This window comes from Halorussus halobius (assembly GCF_004765805.1).
In the GTDB taxonomy this organism is placed as follows: Archaea; Halobacteriota; Halobacteria; order Halobacteriales; family Haladaptataceae; genus Halorussus; species Halorussus halobius.
Genome location: NZ_SBIU01000004.1, coordinates 457,191 through 475,856, shown reverse-complemented (window position 1 = coordinate 475,856; position 18,666 = coordinate 457,191). Strand labels below are relative to the sequence as shown.

11 protein-coding genes, 2 tRNA genes and 3 rRNA genes are annotated in these 18,666 nt (G+C 65.2%); 10 read left to right on the top strand and 6 right to left on the bottom strand.

Annotated features, from left to right (window positions below; translation table 11 throughout):
* Positions 1 to 66: 66 nt before the first annotated feature.
* Positions 67 to 1,026 carry a S26 family signal peptidase gene (locus EPL03_RS14140; protein ID WP_135829973.1) on the bottom strand — a complete coding sequence of 320 codons (960 nt, stop codon included), beginning with the start codon at positions 1,024 to 1,026 and terminating at the stop codon, positions 67 to 69.
* Positions 1,027 to 1,180: 154 nt separating this feature from the next.
* On the opposite strand from EPL03_RS14140, the gene EPL03_RS14135 reads away from it, so the two are divergent.
* Entirely contained in the window at positions 1,181 to 2,785 is a 1,605-nt protein-coding gene (locus tag EPL03_RS14135) for a DNA-directed DNA polymerase II small subunit (protein ID WP_135829972.1), read from the top strand.
* Positions 2,786 to 2,870: 85 nt separating this feature from the next.
* On the opposite strand, the gene EPL03_RS14130 is transcribed toward EPL03_RS14135, so the two are convergent.
* The gene (locus tag EPL03_RS14130) at positions 2,871 to 3,326 is read right to left on the bottom strand and encodes a hypothetical protein (protein ID WP_135829971.1); all 456 of its coding nucleotides are present in this window, start codon (positions 3,324 to 3,326) and stop codon (positions 2,871 to 2,873) included.
* 260 nt (positions 3,327 to 3,586) lie between these two features.
* Between EPL03_RS14130 and EPL03_RS14125 the strand changes: the two genes are divergently transcribed.
* Entirely contained in the window at positions 3,587 to 4,765 is a 1,179-nt protein-coding gene (locus EPL03_RS14125; RefSeq protein WP_135829970.1) for an aspartate kinase, read from the top strand.
* 36 nt (positions 4,766 to 4,801) lie between these two features.
* Here EPL03_RS14125 and EPL03_RS14120 read toward each other — a convergent pair whose 3' ends face one another.
* Positions 4,802 to 6,016, bottom strand: a complete 1,215-nt coding sequence (locus tag EPL03_RS14120) for an outer membrane protein assembly factor BamB family protein (RefSeq protein ID WP_135829969.1) — start codon at positions 6,014 to 6,016, stop codon at positions 4,802 to 4,804.
* Positions 6,017 to 6,056: 40 nt separating this feature from the next.
* Entirely contained in the window at positions 6,057 to 6,428 is a 372-nt protein-coding gene (locus EPL03_RS14115; RefSeq protein WP_135829968.1) for an STAS/SEC14 domain-containing protein, read from the bottom strand.
* Positions 6,429 to 6,783: 355 nt separating this feature from the next.
* On the opposite strand from EPL03_RS14115, the gene pheS reads away from it, so the two are divergent.
* The gene (pheS, locus tag EPL03_RS14110; RefSeq protein WP_135829967.1) at positions 6,784 to 8,304 is read left to right on the top strand and encodes a phenylalanine--tRNA ligase subunit alpha; all 1,521 of its coding nucleotides are present in this window, start codon (positions 6,784 to 6,786) and stop codon (positions 8,302 to 8,304) included.
* Positions 8,304 to 10,031, top strand: a complete 1,728-nt coding sequence (pheT, locus tag EPL03_RS14105) for a phenylalanine--tRNA ligase subunit beta (RefSeq protein WP_135829966.1) — start codon at positions 8,304 to 8,306, stop codon at positions 10,029 to 10,031. Before pheS ends, pheT begins: the two co-directional genes overlap by 1 nt.
* Positions 10,032 to 10,457: 426 nt before the next feature.
* On the opposite strand, the gene EPL03_RS14100 is transcribed toward pheT, so the two are convergent.
* Together EPL03_RS14100 and EPL03_RS14095 are read right to left on the bottom strand one after the other, a co-directional pair.
* Positions 10,458 to 11,519 carry a quinone-dependent dihydroorotate dehydrogenase gene (locus tag EPL03_RS14100; protein WP_135829965.1) on the bottom strand — a complete coding sequence of 354 codons (1,062 nt, stop codon included), beginning with the start codon at positions 11,517 to 11,519 and terminating at the stop codon, positions 10,458 to 10,460.
* Between the two features lie 37 nt (positions 11,520 to 11,556).
* Positions 11,557 to 11,754: a hypothetical protein gene (locus tag EPL03_RS14095; RefSeq protein ID WP_115798291.1), complete on the bottom strand. Its 198-nt coding sequence runs from the start codon at positions 11,752 to 11,754 to the stop codon at positions 11,557 to 11,559.
* Positions 11,755 to 11,998: 244 nt separating this feature from the next.
* Here EPL03_RS14095 and EPL03_RS14090 point away from each other — a divergent pair, with 244 nt between their 5' ends.
* The 6 genes from EPL03_RS14090 (at position 11,999) to EPL03_RS14065 (ending at position 18,627) form a co-directional block, all read left to right on the top strand.
* The gene (locus tag EPL03_RS14090; protein WP_135830015.1) at positions 11,999 to 12,307 is read left to right on the top strand and encodes a non-histone chromosomal MC1 family protein; all 309 of its coding nucleotides are present in this window, start codon (positions 11,999 to 12,001) and stop codon (positions 12,305 to 12,307) included.
* A gap of 1,041 nt (positions 12,308 to 13,348) precedes the next feature.
* Positions 13,349 to 14,819 (top strand): 16S ribosomal RNA (locus tag EPL03_RS14085).
* 148 nt (positions 14,820 to 14,967) lie between these two features.
* A tRNA-Ala gene (locus EPL03_RS14080) sits at positions 14,968 to 15,039 on the top strand.
* Between the two features lie 211 nt (positions 15,040 to 15,250).
* Positions 15,251 to 18,167, top strand: a 23S ribosomal RNA gene (locus tag EPL03_RS14075).
* A 131-nt stretch (positions 18,168 to 18,298) separates the two neighbouring features.
* Positions 18,299 to 18,420, top strand: a 5S ribosomal RNA gene (rrf, locus tag EPL03_RS14070).
* The 16S, 23S and 5S rRNA genes sit together here with 2 tRNA genes alongside, the layout of an rRNA operon.
* Positions 18,421 to 18,551: 131 nt before the next feature.
* Positions 18,552 to 18,627 (top strand) — tRNA-Cys (locus EPL03_RS14065).
* Positions 18,628 to 18,666: the final 39 nt, after the last annotated feature.

The window sequence follows — 18,666 nt, the reverse complement described above, 5'->3', positions numbered from 1 at the left end:
AGCAACGGCGTTCCGCGAAGAAGCTATCCTCGAACGTCCGCACAGCGACCTCAGTCACACAGCGGGTCACGCGGACGTACGACCGACGGCAAGGAGGCCCGGGACGGAGGCCCCGGCGACGGATAGACCGCCGGAAGACAGTCCGGGTGCGAGCGACGCCGCACCGGAGAACGTGAGCCGAATCCAGCCGAGCCACGGGACCCGGACCTCCGCCGTGCCCCTGATCCAACTGGGCTTGACCGGGTCCTTGCCCATGTAGTCTGACTGGTCGTAGCTGGGGTTGGCGTCACCCTTCGTGATGAATCCCGAGTTCGGAGCCGGACAGTTCCGAAGCGCCTCGCAACTGTCGGCCTGCAGGTACTGCTCGTTCGCCTCGTCGTACCAGTTCTCGCCCTTCTCGACCCAGAACATGGCCCGATGGATTATCGGGGTCTCGTAGGAACTGCCGTCGGGCCTGTACACGACGACGTCGCCGTAGCCGTCGAAGTTCCTGTAGTCGACGCGCTCGCCGGCGCGCGCGGTCACGATGCCGGTGTCGCCGTGGGCGGCGTCGGGTGCGAGACGACCCTCTTCCATGATGAACACGAGGTCGCCCTTCTGCATGTGGGGCTCCATGCTGCCGCTCTCGATGGCGACCATCGGCGGCCAGACCCCGCTGACCGCGAACAGGACCAGTCCGATGGCGAGCACGATGGCCACGCTGCTCAACATCTCTCGGACGAACACAACCGCGTCGTGGTCGCTCCGGCGGAAACGTCCCACGAGCGCGCGCGGACCGTACCCCTTCTCGGAGCCGCCCCCGTCGGACGCGGGGCGACGCGGACCGGATTTATGCGGTCCGCGCTCGTCCGAACCGCGCTCGCCGGCGTCCGCGGACGCGTCGTCAGACCGCAGATTCGACGAGGCTCGCGACCCGTCGTCGGGACCGTTCCGGTCCGAGGACCCCGGCCGGGGGTCGTCGTCACCGGAGGCCCCGCCCGCGGGGTCGTCCTCGTCGGGAGCGGAACCGCCTCGGGGAGAACTCATCGGACCCACCTTGCCGTTCGGTGGTTGTCAATTTTCCGGGTGCGGGACGGGTCGGGCCGCTGCAGGGGAACTCGACGGGAGGTGTCGCCGAAAGCCCGACCACACGGCGCGCCCGAACGATGCGCTTTTGACGAATCGCCGAATTGTAGGGACCGTGCCGCTGGAGACCCCCGCCCGTATCGTCAGCGAACTCACGAGTCGGGGGTACAACGCCGACCCCGAGGCCGTGACGCTGCTCGCGGGAGCCGACGACCCGGACGCCGCGCTCGCCGCCGCCGTCGAGCGCGCGCCCGAAGACGCCCTCAAGCTCTCGCCCGACCACGTCCGGGGCGTCCTCGACGGGGGCGGCGGGCGGGAATCGAACGGCTCTGACGCGGAAACCAACGTTTCGACTGGACGCGAAACCCCGGATACCTCGGAGCAAGCGGCGACGCGTCCAGACGAAACGAAGGGGGTAGCAGAACCGGAGGGAATCGACGGCGGAGCAAGCGTCACCGAGGTCTCGACGCCCGACGAGTCGGTCCGCGACCCTGACTTCGACGCTCGGTCGCTCGACGTGTCCGACGACGTGACCGGTCAGAGCACCGGGACCGGCGAGTACGAGGACTTCGTGAGCGTCTTCCGCGACCGGTTCGAGCGGCTCGGCCAGCAGCTTCGCGGCCGGGTCAACGCTCGCCCCACTTCGGCGGTCGCGGACATGCCCGGCGGCGGCGAGACTGCAATCGTCGGGATGATAAGCGACATCCGGTCGACCGCGAGCGGGCACTGGCTCGTCGAGTTGGAAGACACCAGCGGGACCTTCCCGTGTCTCGTGATGAAGGACCGCGAGTTCGCCGGCGCGGTCGAGGAACTGCTGTACGACGAGGTGATCGCGGTCGAGGGCACCCTCTCGGACGACAACGGCGACGGGGACGGCATCCTGTTCGTGGACTCGCTGCACTTCCCCGACGTACCCCGGACCTACGAGCCCTCGACCGCCGACCGCCACGTGCAGGCCGCGCTGGTCAGCGACGTCCACGTCGGCAGTCAGGAGTTCATGGCCGACGCGTGGTCGCGGTTCGCCGACTGGCTCCACACCGAGGAGGCCAGCGCCGTCGAGTACCTCCTGCTCGCAGGGGACATGGTCGAGGGCGTCGGCGTCTACCCCGACCAGGACGAGGAACTCGACATCGTCGACATCTACGAGCAGTACGAGGCGTTCTCCGAGCACCTCAAGGAGGTGCCGGGCGACCTGGAGATTCTGATGATTCCGGGCAACCACGACGCGGTCCGGCTCGCCGAACCCCAGCCCGGTTTCGACGAGGAGCTCCGGGACATCATGTCGGCCCACGACGCCCGCATCTCGGGCAACCCCTCGACCGTGACGGTGGAGGGCGTCGACGTCCTGATGTACCACGGCGTCTCGCTCGACGAGGTCATCGCCGAACTCCCCGACGAGAAGGCCAGTTACGACGAACCCCACAAGGCGATGTACCAGCTCCTCAAGAAGCGCCACGTCGCGCCACAGTTCGGCGGCAAGACCCGGCTCGCGCCCGAGGAGCGCGACTACCTCGTGATGGACACCGTGCCGGACGTGTTCCACACCGGCCACGTCCACAAGCTCGGGTGGGGCAAGTACCACAACGTGCTCGCGGTCAACTCCGGCTGCTGGCAGGAACAGACCGCGTTCCAGAAGTCCGTGAACATCGACCCCGACGCGGGGTTCGCGCCCATCCTCGACCTCGACACGCTCGACATGACGGTCCGGCAGTTCAGCTGACCGCCGAGCCAACCCAACCCAACCCAACCGCGTCGTTCCACCTGAAACGGAGGGGTCCGAGGAGTCGAGTCCGGTCGACCGCCGCTCACTGCTCGGCGGAATCGAGCCTGTACTCGTGGGTCCGACTTCCCCCGAACCGGGGTCCGGTTCCGGCCCGGCGGAACCCGGCGTCCTCGACCACCTCGGCCGTCACCGTCTCGCTCTCGGGCACCAGCACCTCGACGTCCATCCCCTCCTTGCGCGCGAACCGTATCGGCTCGTCGAGCAGGTGCTCCCGGGCGGTTCGCGACCCCCGGAGGTAGGTGACCCGAACGGTCCCCGGCATCGCGTCGAAGCCCACGAAGCCGACGACCTCGAGGTCTTCGCCGTCGACGTCCTCTCGGTCGTCCCCATCGGCTGCCGGCTCGCGTCCGTCGTCGGGCGCGCGCTCGGCCACCCGGACCGTCCGGTCGTGGACCACGTTGCGCATCACCTCGGCCGGCGCGTCGGCGAGGTCGCCGAGCGCCTCCCCATCGGCTTCGACTGCGTCGCGCACGCGCATCGGTCACCTTTCGACCGCCGACGATGTTAAAGCCCGTGGGGTGTGAGAACCGTCGGCCGACTCGGGTAGAACTCGCGGGCCCGCGTCCCCGAGCGAAACTTGGGTGCGGCAAGCTTCTCAGACATGAAAGCAGTTATCCCCGTACCCCAGTTACCGTCTGCCATGCACCAGTCTCGCGAGTGGGGGTCCCCGAACCGGCGGTCGGCACGGCGACGCGCGGCGTCGTCGACCCGACGACCCGTCGCGTCGAAGGTGGTACGATGCGCGTAGTGGCGAAGTTCGGCGGGACGAGCCTCGGAAGCGGCGACCGCATCAACCGGGCGGCCGACTCGATTGCGGACGCGGTAGCCCAAGGGCACGAAATCGCGGTGGTCGCGAGCGCGATGGGCAACACCACCGACGAACTCCTCGACGAGATCGAGTTCGACGCGGGCGACGCCGACCGCGCCGAGATCGTCAGCATGGGCGAGCGCACCAGCGTCCGGATGCTCAAGGCCGCGCTGGCCGCTCGGGGCGTCGAGGCGGTCTTCGTGGAACCGGGGAGCGACCGCTGGCCGGTGTTCACCGACGAGCGCGGTGAGGTCGACGCCGAGCGGACCCGCGCGGCGGCCGCCGACCTCGCGGCCGAGCTCGACGGCGTGGTCCCGGTCGTCACCGGGTTCCTCGCCGAGGGCCCCGAGGGCGGCGTCACGACGCTCGGGCGCGGCGGTTCGGACACCACGGCCGTAATGTTGGGCAACTACCTCGACGCCGACGAGGTGGTCATCGTGACCGACGTCGAGGGCGTGATGACCGGCGACCCCCACGTCGTCGAGGGCGCGCGCAACGTCGCGGAGATATCCGTCGACGAACTCCGCAACCTCTCGTTTCGCGGCGCGGAGGTGGTCGCGCCCAGCGCGCTCTCGTACAAGGACGGCGACCTCGACGTGCGCGTGGTCCACTACCAGCACGGCGACCTGCTCACGGGCGGGACCGACGTCGTGGGCGAGTTCGAGAACCTCGTCGACATGCGCGAGAACCCCCTGGCCTGTCTCACCGTGGCGGGCCGGGCCATCCGGAACCGGTCGGGCATCCTCCAGGAGCTCTCGTCCGCGCTCGGCGACAGCGACATCAACGTCGACGCGGTGGCCAGCGGCATGGATTCGGTCACCTTCTACGTCGACGAGACGGTGGCCCAGCGCGCCGAGAACATCCTGCATCAGGAGGTCATCGACCAGGACTCGCTGTCCAGCGTCACCATCGACGACGACGTGGCGGTCGTCCGCATGATGGGGGGCAAACTCCCCAACCAGCCGGGCGTCATCCGGAACTTCGTCGACCCCATCGCGGACGCCGGCATCAACATCCACGACCTCATCACGAGCGCGACCAGCGTCGCGGTGTTCGTCGACTGGGACGACCGCGAGGAGGCGCTCGACATCATCCAGGCGGAGTTCTGAACCGCGCTCGTCGCGTCGATTCGGCTCCGCCGGTGGTCAGTTCGCCGGCTCCAGACAGTAGAGGCTCACGTCGCTGTCCTCGCTCCCTTGGCACGAGGCGAACACCGCACCGTCCCCGACGGCGAGTCCTTCTGTCGCACCTGCCGGCGTGGGATGGGACCACCGCTTCGCGTCGAATCGGTGGCCGAACGCGCCCCAACTTCCGCCGTCGAGGGCGAAGGCGTGGACCGCATCGCGGCTGCTCGCGTAGAGCGTGTCGCCGGCCGCGACCGGACCCGTGGCGTCGAAGCGACCGCCGAGTCGCCACGTCGTGTCGCTGTCGTAGTCGCGGAACGCGGTGAGGCTCCCGTAACCCGCCGCGAAGAACGTGTAGTTCGCGGCGACGGGAGCCGAGTTGGCGCGTCGCTGGTCGACGGTCCACCGGGTCGTCCCGGCGTGCGCCCCGTCCTGCAAGCAGTACAACGGGTCGCCGAACGTGTGGACGAGGACGCCTTCCCCGCTCGGAAGGACGGTCCGGACCGCCGACCCGACCTTGCGCCGCCACGCTTCGTCGGGTTCGTCCGCGCCGTCGACCGAGTCGACGAGGGCGTACACCTCGCCGCCTCGAGTTCCGACGTAGAGCTGGGGCAGTCGATAGCCGAACGCCGAGACGCTGCCGAACAGGTCGGTGCGCCAGGTCTCCTCGCCCGTCGCAGCGTCGAGCCTGACGAGTCCGCCGTTCTCGCCGCCGGCGTAGACGACCGGCTCGGAGACGTATTCGCCCGCCAGCAGGTGGACGCCCCCGCGAGCGCCGCCGGCGTCGGCGACCGACCAGACCGCATCGCCCGAGCTCGCGTCGATGGCGTAGACGCCCGAATCGGTGACGCCGGTGACGTACGCCGTCCCGTCGTGGACCACCGGCGGTGCGGTCCAGGGCTGCCCGTCGGGGGCGAACCGCCACTGCTCCTCGCCGGAGGCGGCGTCGAGCGCGACCAGCGCCTCGGCGGTCGGGAGGAAGACGGTCCCGTCCGCCACCGCGGGGGGTCCGGTCGCGAATCCGCCCTCGTAGGTCCAGCGCTCGCGGACGCTCTCGCGGGGGGCCTTCGCGTCGGGGCTGTACGCGGTGTTGGTCGGGTCGAAGCGGGGCATCGGCCAGTCGGCGTCCGCGTCCTCGCCCGGCGAGTAGTCGGCTCCGTCCCCGCCGACGCACCCGGCGAGCGCCGCGGTACCGGCGCTCCCGACACCCGCGAGAACCTGTCGTCTGGAGGGCATGTCCGAAACGGTTCCGCGGACGGGAGAATAAGCCTTCGGGTCAGTGACTCGCCCAGTCGAGCCCGTCGTCGAGGTCGTCGGTCTCGTAGGTCTCGATATCGTCGGGGAGCTTGCTGGCTATGGCCATCGTCTTCGTCTTGCCCGCCACGATGGCCCATCGGTCGACGCCGTGCTGGAGACCCAGAGTTCCAGCTTGCTCGATGGTACCGAACGTCTCGTCGTCGAAGTGGTCGTCGGCGTCGAGGTGGAGGACGTGGGTGTCCACCTCGCCCTCGGAGATGAGGGGCTGCCACTCCTCGACGATGGCCTCGCCCTCCTCGGGGCTGATGTCCCCGTGGTACTCGATGATGGTGGCGTTGTCCTCGACCTTCATCGTCCAGTTGTCGGATTCCGCCGCACTAACCTGCTCCATAGTCCGAATAGATTCTTTCATTGTTGTGTTATAATGTTTTTGCTATGGAATTATCTTCGATGGGGTTCGGACGATACCCCGGAACGCTTTTCACGGACTACGGACAACTCCCGGACATGCCATCCGAATCCCGGTCCGGCGAGAGCGCCCGTCAGCCACGGCACGCGCGCACGGGGTTCGGTTTCTTCTTCGCGTCCTGACCGGACGGCGGACTCCCGGGCCGGGCGAGGACCCCGACTGGGACGAAACCGTTCGCGCGCGGTCGGCGAGAGCCGTCGACGCGAGCTCGGGCGACCGCGCTTCAGAAGCGATAAACGGGCGCACGGGGACGTAACGACCAACGACGACCACGGACATGAAACTACCAGAATCACAGGTCGCGGTGCTACAGGCCGCGAGCGCGAACGACGCACGGACCGTAGAGCAACTGGCCGACGAGACGGAACTCAAACCCGAGACGGTGACGGGCGCGGCCTTCGAGTTGGAGTCGGCGGGACTCGTCGACGTCGCCGAGTCGACCGCCGAGTCGGTCGCACTCACCGACGAGGGCCGCGAGTACGTCGAGGCGGGCCTCCCGGAGGTCCGACTCTACGAGACAGCTATCGACGCCGGGGCCGACGACGAGCCGGCGGAGATGGGCCGAATCGTCGGCGAGTCCGGGCTGGCGGGACCGCAGGTCGACATCGCGCTGTCGAACTACGCCCGGAAGGGGTACGGCACCATCGAGGGGGGCGAGATTACGGCCGACCCCGACGCCGACCCCGACGGCGACGCCGAAGCGGAGGCGCTCGCGGCCCTCGACGCGGGCGAATCGGTCGCCGACGGGAGCGTGCTGGCGCAGTTAGAGAGTCGCGGGCTCGTCGAGCGCTCGGAGTCGACCGTGCGCTCGGTCACGCTCACCGACGAGGGCGTCACGGCGCTGATGGAGGGCGTCGAGGCCGCCGAAACGGTGGGCCAGCTCACGCCCGAGATGCTGACCACCGGCGAGTGGCGGGCGGTGGAGTTCGCCGAGTACAACGTCGAGGCCGACGCCGAGCGCGTCGACGGCGGCAAGACCCACATTCTTCGACAGACCGCGAATCGGGTCAAGGACACCCTGGTCGGCATGGGCTTCGAGGAGATGGAAGGCCCCCACGCGGACGCCGAGTTCTGGATCAACGACGCGCTGTTCATGCCCCAGGACCACCCCGCGCGGACCCACTGGGACCAGTTCGCGCTGGAGAACCCCCGGCGGATGGCCGAGGACGCCGGCGACTTCCCCGAGGAGTTGGTCGAGCGCGTGAAGTCGGCCCACTTAGACGGCGTGGGCGAGGACGGCGAGGGCTACCACTCGCCGTGGACCGAGGAGGTCGCGCGCGGTATCGACCTGCGCGGGCACACCACCTCGCTGTCGATGCGATATCTTTCGGGCCACGAGGTCGGCGAGTTGGAACCGCCCCAGCGGTTCTTCAGCGTCGAGAAGGTGTACCGCAACGACACGCTCGACCCGACCCACTTGCTTGAGTTCTTCCAGATCGAGGGCTGGGTGATGGCCGAGAACCTCTCGGTGCGGGACCTGATGGGCACCTTCGAGGAGTTCTACGCCGAGTTCGGTATCACCGACATCGAGTTCAAGCCCCACTACAACCCCTACACGGAGCCGAGCTTCGAGCTGTTCGGCACCCACCCGACCACGGGTGAGATGGTCGAAATCGGCAACTCCGGGATGTTCCGACCCGAAGTGCTCGACCCGCTCGGCGTCGACTGCGACGTGATGGCGTGGGGGCTCGCGCTCGAACGCCTGCTGATGCTGATGTACGGCTTCGAGGACATCCGGGACGTCCACGGGACGCTCGCCGACCTCGAACTGCTGCGGGAGACGGAGGTGCTACACTGATGCCAGTCGTCGACGTGAACCCCGACGAACTACGCCAGTTGACCGGCCACGACGAGAAGAGCGACGACGAACTCGTCGAGGACCTGTTCGCGCTCGGCCTCGAATTCGAGGGCCGGACCGAGGAGGGCGACCTCCAACTGGAGTTCGCGCCCGACCGACTCGACCGGCTCTCGGTCGAGGGCGTGGCGCGGTCGCTGCGCTACCAGTACGGCGACGACCGGGGCGTCTACGTCCCGGGGACCAACGACGCCGACTGGTCCATCGAGGTCGACGAGAGCGTCCCCGACGAGCGCCCGTACGTCACCGGCGCGGTGATTCGGGGCGTCGACCTCGACGACGACGCGCTCGACTCGCTCATCCAGTTGCAGGAGAAACTCCACGCCACGATGGGCCGCAAGCGCGCGAAAGGTGCCATCGGCATCCACGACCTGACGATGCTGAAAGGGCAGGCCGCCACTGCGGAGGGCCGGACCGAGGTGGGCAACTCCATCACGTATCGCGGCATCGACCCCGAGGGCGACACCTTCGTCCCGCTGGACGCCGACGCCGAGATGACGCCCGACGAGGTGTTGCGCGCCCACCCCACCGGCGAGACCTACGCCGACCTCGTGGCCGACTACGACCGGTACCCCGCCATCTACGACGACGTCGGACTGTTCTCGTTCCCGCCGGTCATCAACGGCCGCCGGACCGAGGTCTCGACCGAGTCGCGGGACCTGTTCGTCGAACTCACGGGCACCGACCAGTGGACCATCGACCGCATGTGCAACGTCATCTGCTACGCGCTCGACGCCCGGGGCGCGACCGTCGAGGAGGTCGCGGTCGAGTACCCCGACCGGACGCTCGACCGTCCGGATTTCGAGGTCAAGCGCAAGACGGTGAGCCACGAGCGCATCGAGGGGATGCTCGGGGTCGATTTGAGCGCCGAACGCGTGCTCGACCTGCTTGAGCGGTCGGGGCTGGACGCCGAGACCACCGAGGTCGGTGACGACGAGCTCGCCTACGAGGTCGAGATTCCCCCCTACCGCGTGGACGTACTTCATCCCGACGACGTGGTCGACGACGTGGGCCGGGCGTACGGCTTCAACGACCTCGAACCGCGCTACCCCGACGTGGGGACGGTCGGCGGCCGCCACGACCGGTCGAACCTCGAAGACGCCGCGCGCGCGGTGCTGGTGGGGCTGGGCTTCGAGGACCTGCTGAACTTCCACATGATAAGCGAACCGGAGAACTTCGACCGGATGGGCGTCTCGCCTGACGACGACGCTCTGGGGGCCGACGAGCCCGCGACCATCCTCGAACCGTACAGCGAGGACTACACCATGCTCCGGACGTGGGCGCTCCCCTCGCTGCTGATGGTACTGGAGAACAACACCCACCGGGCGTACCCGCAGGACCTCGCGGAGATAGGGCTCGCCGCCCGCGTCGACGAGCGCGAGGACACCGGCGTCGCCGAGCGACGGACGGTCGCGGGCGTCCTCGCGCGCCACGACGCCTCCTACGAGGACGCCAAGGCCCGCCTGCAGGCGGTCGCGCGCAACTTCGACGTCGACCTGGAGACGCCCGCGACCGACCACCCGACGTTCATCGACGGTCGCGCGGCCGAGGTCGTTATCGACGGCGAGGCGGCGGGCGTCCTCGGCGAGGTCCACCCCGAGGTGCTGGTCGAACACGACCTCGAACTCCCCGTGGCCGCGTTCGAGTTCCGGCTGGACGCGCTGAAGTGAAGATTCGGGGCCATTCGCTCCCCGGATTTCGTTTCCGGTCGCGACGTTCCACTTCTGATTCCGTACGCGAAGGTAGCGCGCGGCGGCGGCCGTCGCCGAGGCTGATGGAGGTGAGGCTTTCAGGTCGTCGTATTCGCAGCGCTGAGCGGTTGCTGTGCAGTGGTGTTTCCCTCAGTCGCGCAGTAGCAATCTCGGATTCGTCGTAACGAGGATACGTCACCGAAGCTAGCTACTCCCGAAGCCGAGGAGACCCCGCAACAGCACCGCGACCGCGAGGCTCACACCTCCCAGCCTCCGCTCACTGCGTTCGTCCTTCGCGCGAGTCCTTCCCTCGTTACGCCGGTCGCTCCCGCGCGCCGGTGGTGGTGTTCGGGTGGACGGGCGGAGTCGGGAAGAACGAGCGGGAGTTCGCCGAAGAAGACGTAGTCAGTCCACGTCCACACCGACCGCGTCCGCCACCGAGTCGAAGCCGTCGCGGTCGAGCAGGTCGAGCAGCCCTTCGTTGATGTCGCGCGCGATGGACGGTCCCCGGTAGACCAGTCCGGTGTACAGTTGCACTACGCGTGCGCCCGCGCGTAGCTTTCGGTAGGCGTCCTCGGCCGTGAACACCCCGCCGACGCCGACGACCGGCACGTCCACGCGCTCGGCGACGAACCGGACCATCCCGGTCGCGCGCGCTTCGATTGGCTTGCCCGACAGCCCGCCGCCCTCCGCGCGGTTGTGGCTCCGGAGCGACTCGGGGCGGTCGGTCGTGGTGTTCGCGGCGATGACGCCGTCGAGGTCCAGTTCGGTCACGAGGTCGAGCGCGTCCTCGACGGCCGGGTCGGGGAGGTCCGGCGAGAGCTTGACGAGCAACGGACTCGCGCCCGCGTCCTGCAACTCGGTGAGGATGGCCGCCATGGAGTCGCGGTTCTGGAGGTCGCGGAACCCCTCGGAGTTGGGGCAGGAGACGTTGACCACGAAGAAGTCCCCGCCGTCGGCGACCCGCTGGTAGGTGTAGCGGTAATCGGCGGGCGCGTCCTCGGTGGCGACGCGCTCGGACTTGGCGAGGTTGACGCCGACGGGGACGTCCGCAGCAGGAGCGGTCTCCGCGAGTCGCTCGCCCACCGCGTCCGCGCCGTGGTTGTTCAGCCCCATGCGGTTGACGATTCCCCGGTCCTCGCGGAGTCGGAACATCCGCGGCCGGGAATTTCCGGACTGGGGTTCGGCGGTGACGCCACCGACTTCGACGTGTCCGAAGCCGAGACTCCCCAGTATCGAGGGCACCTGTCCGTTCTTGTCGAACCCGGCGGCGACGCCGACCGGATTCGGGAACCGCTGGCCGAACGCGGTCACGCCGAGGCGGTCGTCGTCGACCGCGTACCGCGAGCGGAGCGCGTCGGCTACGGGCGTCCCCTGGGCGGCGCGCAGTCCGGCGTGGACCACGTCGTGAGCGGTCTCCGGCGGGAGCGAGAACAGCAGTGGTCTGGCTAACTCGTAGGCGTCCATCGTGAAGTAATCGCGTTCGTGGCGTACAAAGCCCTGTTTAGAACTCGTGCTCGACCTCGTCCTTGTCGGCCTTCTGGATGATGATTTTGTCCTCCCTGACGCGCACGAACACCTCGTCGCCGATGTCCATGCCGGCGACGGCGAGTTCGTCCTCGTGCAGGTTGATGTGGACGTTGTGGTACTCGCCGTCCTCGCCTTTCGCGCCACTGGGGCTGAGCTTCTTTTTCCGAACCATCGCGGTATCGTGCGCGTACGTTCGCCCCAGCTTATACTTAAGTGTTTTCTACCGCCGGGTGCTCTCGCGTGGCTGTCCGGCGCGTCCCGACGTTTTCGACCCGAATCCCACACGGTGACTGCGCGTTTCGTCCGGAAATCGCGCGACTGCACGACCTCGCGTATATAGTTTTCGACCAAAACGGCTCACATCGGCGATATATTTATAGTGGGTCCTGTGCTGGATTGGCATGGAGGAGAAAACCATGGTACGTGAGGACGGTAAGCGGAACTTCGCGCTGCGGGAATCGACCGGCGACGAGAGTAGCGTATTCTCGGGCAACACTCCCCGGCAGGCGGCGCTGAAAGCGGCCCGGCGGCTCGACCCCGCATCCTCGGAGGACGCGGCCGACCCGACAGAGATTCGGCTCCGGGAGAAGGGAACGGACAAGGTCCACATCTACGAGGGTTGGGCGTGGCACGAACAGGCCCCGGACGACAAACCCGATTGGATGCCGGACGAGATTACCGAGGCCAACGTCTCGAAGCAGGGTATCGAGCACCTCGATGAGTAGCGCGGACGGAACTACTTACTCCCCCTCGTTTTACAGTCGACGTCTCGAGCCCGAACATCAGGAGTTATTGTGGCGCCGCCCCGTCCGTTCGAGTGCGCGGGTACCATTCGCCGGGACGACGCGTACGACGCGCAGGATGACCGGCCCGTTCTCCGCCCGCGCCACATCCAACCCGACGTAGTTCTATCCGAGGTGCTCACCGGTGGAATCGCGGGACGGTAGTGCCACGTCATCCCACCACGAACCCGTCTCGGTTCGATGCCCTTATGTATGGACCGGGCATTCCGTTTGAGTGCGAACGAGGCCCTGCGGCTCGAGGCCTCCGGACGTGGCGAGTACCGACGCCCATCGGGCGTCTCTGCTACAGTCCGAGTTAGTCCGATTCGACACCTTTCAATGAGAGGGGCTCTGGATTCGGTCGTCGACGCCGTCCCGCGGTCCGGGACGACCGAGACGTCCCGATTCGATACCCTTAAGTGTACGAGGGGGCTCGAGTGGGAATGCGAACGACGCCCTGCCCCGCGGCGGGGCGGTCAAAACGGACCCAATCCAATGCCCTTAAGTGTATAGGGGTGTTCGGATTGGGTGTCGGCGGCGTCCTGCGGTTTCGGACGTTTGCTACACGCCCAATCCGACGCCCTTAAGTGTATACGGGTGCTCGGATTGGATGCGAACGAGCCTTCGGGGGTCTTCCCACCGAAGGACGAACGCGGTTCGACGCCCTTAAATAATCGGGGTGCATTGAACCGTAATGCAGAGAAAGACACGACGCGATTCGCGGGGCGTTCGATTCGTCCCGCAATCTCGGACCTCGAACGCGATTCGATGGGTTTAATACCCGTCGAAGCATACGTTCGGGTCCGGAGGAAATGAGGATTCCACCCCTGCGGTCCGCCGTAAACGATGGAATCTGATGTTAGCCTTGGCAGTTCGGTGACACCCGGCCAACGACGCGGCTCGGGGTCGTCGAACTGACGGACCACACACGACACGATATCAGTGTCTCCGCCAGAGACCCACCGAGCATTGTGCTCGGCAACCATTCCGGTTGATCCTGCCGGAGGCCATTGCTATCGGAGTCCGCTTTAGCCATGCTAGTCGCACGGGTTAGACCCGTGGCGGATAGCTCAGTAACACGTGGCCAAACTGTCCTATGGATTGGGATAACCTCGGGAAACTGAGGCTAATCCCGAATAAGGCTTCCACTCTGGAGTGAGGGGAGCTGGAAACGCTCCGGCGCCATAGGATGTGGCTGCGGCCGATTAGGTAGACGGTGGGGTAACGGCCCACCGTGCCGATAATCGGTACGGGTTGTGAGAGCAAGAGCCCGGAGACGGATTCTGAGACAAGAATCCGGGCCCTACGGGGCGCAGCAGGCGCGAAAACTTTACACTGCACGACAGTGCGATAAGGGGACTCCGAGTGCGAGGGCATATAGTCCTCGCTTTTCTGTACCGTAAGGTGGTACAGGAATAAGGGCTGGGCAAGACCGGTGCCAGCCGCCGCGGTAATACCGGCAGCCCGAGTGATGGCCGCTATTATTGGGCCTAAAGCGTCCGTAGCCGGCCAGACAGGTCCGTCGGGAAATCCATCCGCTTAACGGATGGGCGTCCGGCGGAAACCAGCTGGCTTGGGGCCGGAAGATCTGAGGGGTACGTCCGGGGTAGGAGTGAAATCCCGTAATCCTGGACGGACCGCCGGTGGCGAAAGCGCCTCAGAAGGACGGACCCGACGGTGAGGGACGAAAGCTAGGGTCACGAACCGGATTAGATACCCGGGTAGTCCTAGCTGTAAACGATGCCCGCTAGGTGTGGCGCTGGCTACGAGCCAGCGCTGTGCCGTAGGGAAGCCGAGAAGCGGGCCGCCTGGGAAGTACGTCCGCAAGGATGAAACTTAAAGGAATTGGCGGGGGAGCACTACAACCGGAGGAGCCTGCGGTTTAATTGGACTCAACGCCGGACATCTCACCAGCTCCGACAGTAGCAGTGACGGTCAGTTTGATGAGCTTACCTGAGCTACTGAGAGGAGGTGCATGGCCGCCGTCAGCTCGTACCGTGAGGCGTCCTGTTAAGTCAGGCAACGAGCGAGACCCGCACTCCTAATTGCCAGCAGTACCCTTGTGGTAGCTGGGTACATTAGGAGGACTGCCGCTGCCAAAGCGGAGGAAGGAACGGGCAACGGTAGGTCAGTATGCCCCGAATGAGCTGGGCTACACGCGGGCTACAATGGCCGGGACAGTGGGACGCCACTCCGAGAGGAGGCGCTAATCTCCTAAACCCGGTCGTAGTTCGGATTGAGGGCTGAAATTCGCCCTCATGAAGCTGGATTCGGTAGTAATCGCGCTTCAGAAGAGCGCGGTGAATACGTCCCTGCTCCTTGCACACACCGCCCGTCAAAGCACCCGAGTGAGGTCCGGATGAGGTCACCGCACGGTGATCGAATCTGGGCTTCGCAAGGGGGCTTAAGTCGTAACAAGGTAGCCGTAGGGGAATCTGCGGCTGGATCACCTCCTAACGAACGGGACTGGGGCGACGCCCCAGCCCACACCTGTCCGTCGCTTCGCGACGGACGAGAGGGTTCCTCGACGACCTCGACCGCTTCGGTGGTCGGGCACCTTCGGACTGCCAAGGCTAACGTTCACACCTCCCCGTCCGGGGAGGGGGCCCATAGCTCAGCGGTAGAGTGCCTCCTTTGCAAGGAGGATGCCCTGGGTTCGAATCCCAGTGGGTCCATACTCCCGGGCCGGAACGAAACCGCTCCCCTTAAGTGGGTGGCGGCGGAACGTTCTGGTCCGGAAGACCGATGCACCACTCCGTGAAAGCGCGGGTGGGAAGGGTTCGATGCACGCTCTCGCGACCACCGAGACGTGGCGATGACGACCGTATGTAAGTGCAATCCAGGCGTCCACTGGATCCGAGTTTACCGGGTCACAGTGCGATTCCAACAGCGTGGCTACTGTGCCAGCTGGTGGATGGCTCGGCTCGAGCGCCGATGAAGGACGTGCCAAGCTGCGATAAGCCTGAGGGAGCCGCACGGAGGCGAAGAACTCAGGATTTCCTAATGGGAATCCCCTCGCAATTGCTTTGCGCAATGGGGAACGCCGGAAATTGAAACATCTCAGTACCGGCAGGAAAAGAAACCGAATGGGATGTCGTAAGTAACTGCGCGTGAAAGCGACCCAGTCCAAACCGAAGCCTTCGGGCAATGTGGTGTTCGGACTGACTCTCATCGCCTGAACGTTTTCGTGAAGTCTCCTGAAACGGAGCGCGATACAGGGTGAAAGCCCCGTAACGAAGGCAAGTAAGGCGTGCGTCAGCTCCAGAGTATCGGGGATTGGAAATTCCTCGTGAACATGGCCAGCATCGATGGCCAAGACTAAACACGTCTCGAGACCGATAGCGAACAAGTAGCGTGAGCGAACGCTGAAAAGCACCCCAAGAAGGGGGTTGCAATAAAGCCTGAAATCAGTTGGCGATGGAGCGACGGGGCACGAAAGGTCTCGTAGAAAACGACCGAGGCGCGAGCCTCCAGTAGGACCTACGAGAAGCCGGTGTTCCGTCGTACGTTTTGAAAAACGAGCCAGGGAGTGTGTTGGTTTGACGAGTCTAACCGGAGTATCCGGGAAGGCGTAGGGAAACCGACATGGCCGCAGCGCTTTGCGTGAGGGCCGCCGTATTCAAGTGCGGGGAGTCAAACCGACACGACCCGAAACCGGATGATCTACGCGAGGGCAAGGTGAAGCGTGCCGAAAGGCACGTGGAAGCCTGTTAGAGTTGGTGTCCTACAATACCCTCTCGTGACCTTCGTGTAGGGGTGAAAGGCCCATCGAATCCGGCAACAGCTGGTTCCAACCGAAACATGTCGAAGCATGACCTCTGCTGAGGTAGTCCGTGGGGTAGAGCTACCGATTGGAGGCGTCGACTCCGAGAGGAGTCGACCCTCCTGTCGAACTCCAAACCTACGGACGCCGTCGACGCAGGGAATCCGGTGTGCGGGGTAAGCCTGTGCACCGTGAGGGAGACAACCCACAGCTGGGTTAAGGTCCCAAAGTGCGGACTAAGTGCGATTGAAGGTGGTCCCGAGCCCTAGACAGCCGGGAGGTGAGCTTAGAAGCAGCTACCCTCTAAGAAAAGCGTAACAGCTTACCGGCCGAGGTTCGGGGCGCCCAAAATGATCGGGGCTCAAGTCCGCCACCGAGACCTGGCCGCACCCGTGACAGGGTGATCGAGTAGGTTGGCACTCCGTTCGGATGGAAGCTCGGGTGAGAACTCGAGTGGACCGAATGGTGACGAAAATCCTGGCCATAGTAGCAGCGTTAGTCGGGTTAGAACCCCGACGGCCTAACGAGCAAGGGTTCCTCGGCAATGCTGATCAGCCGAGGGTTAGCCGGTCCTAAGTCTCGTCGCAGTTCGAGCGAGACAAAAGGGAAACGGGTTAATATTCCCGTGCCACCGTACAGTAGAAGTTGACGCCTCGGGGTACGTCGAGCCGGGCTATCGCCCGGTCGAACCGTCCAAGTCCGTGGAAGCCGTAACGGCACGAAGCGGACGAACGGCGGAATAGCGGAAGTCGACTCAACCTGGGGCCCGTGAAAAGACGAGTACGGTGTCCGTACCGAGATCCGACACAGGTGCTCAGGCGGAGAAAGCCAAGGCCTGTCGGGAGCAACCGACGTTAGGGAATTCGGCAAGTTAGTCCCGTAAGTTCGCGATAAGGGATGCCTGCCCCTGATAGGGGCAGGTCGCAGTGACTCGGACGCTCCGACTGTCTAGTAACAACATAGGTGACCGCAAATCCGCAAGGACTCGTACGGTCACTGAATCCTGCCCAGTGCGGGTATCTGAACACCCGGTACAACGGGGCGAAGGACCCGTTAACGGCGGGGGTAACTATGACCCTCTTAAGGTAGCGTAGTACCTTGCCGCTTCAGTAGCGGCTTGCATGAATGGATCAACGAGAGCGTCACTGTCCCAACGTTGGGCCCGGTGAACTGTACGTTCCAGTGCGGAGTCTGGAGACCCCCAAGGGGAAGCGAAGACCCTATAGAGCTTTACTGCAGGCTGTCGCTGGGACACGGTCGCTGATGTGCAGCATAGGTAGGAGTCGTTACACAGGTACCCGCGCTAGCGGGCCACCGAGACAGCATTGAAATACTACCCGTCAGTGACTGTGACCCTCACTCCGGGAGGAGGACACCGGTAGCCGGGCAGTTTGACTGGGGCGGTACACGCTCGAAAAGATATCGAGCGTGCCCCAAGATTTCCTCATCCGGGTCAGAAACCCGGAAAAGAGCGCAAGAGCAAAAGGAAGTCTGACAGTGTCCTGCACAACAAGGGACGCTGACGCGAAAGCGTGGTCTAGCGAACTCATGAGCCTGCTTGATGCGGGCCATGGACGACAGAAAAGCTACCTTAGGGATAACAGAGTCGTCACCCGCAAGAGCACATATCGACCGGGTGGCTTGCTACCTCGATGTCGGTTCCCTCCATCCTGCCCGTGCAGAAGCGGGCAAGGGTGAGGTTGTTCGCCTATTAAAGGAGGTCGTGAGCTGGGTTTAGACCGTCGTGAGACAGGTCGGCTGCTATCTATTGGGGGTGTCAAGGTATCTGACGGGAACGGTCGTATAGTACGAGAGGAACTACGACTGGTCACCACTGGTTTACCGGTTGTCCGAGAGGGCACGTGCCGGGCAGCTACGTGACACGGGGTAAGAGCTGAACGCATCTAAGCTCGAAACCCACCTGGAAAAGAGATACCACCGAGACCACTCGTACAAGACGAGGTCGATAGGCTCGGGGTGTACGCGCCGAGGCAACGAGGCGTTCAGCCCGCGAGTACTAACTGGTCGAGCCAACACTCATATCGCATGGGATCCGCACTGCGCCCGGTAACTCGGGTCCAGGCGCTATCTGGATTGCACTTACGTACGGTCGTCGCATCGAATCACCGACAACTGGTGTGCGTTCGCGGTTCGATTCCGCGAGTCGGCGTTAAGGCGGCCATAGCGGTGGGGTTACTCCCGTACCCATCCCGAACACGGAAGATAAGCCCGCCTGCGTTCCGGCGAGTACTGGAGTGCGCGAGCCTCTGGGAAAACCGGTTCGCCGCCTACCATTCATACTTCATTCAACCCTCGAACAGCAGTTGCGCTGTTCGGGGGTTGTTTGCATGTACTCGGTCCCCTCCGGCGCTTGCCGCCGGGGACCGCTATATTTAACCTCGGTGAGCGAATACGACTACGTGCGCCAAGGTGGCAGAGTCCGGCCGAACGCAGCGGCCTGCAGAGCCGCCTACCGCCGGTTCAAATCCGGCCCTTGGCTTCGTCCGTGCCTCACAGTTCGACCAATACACCGACCAGC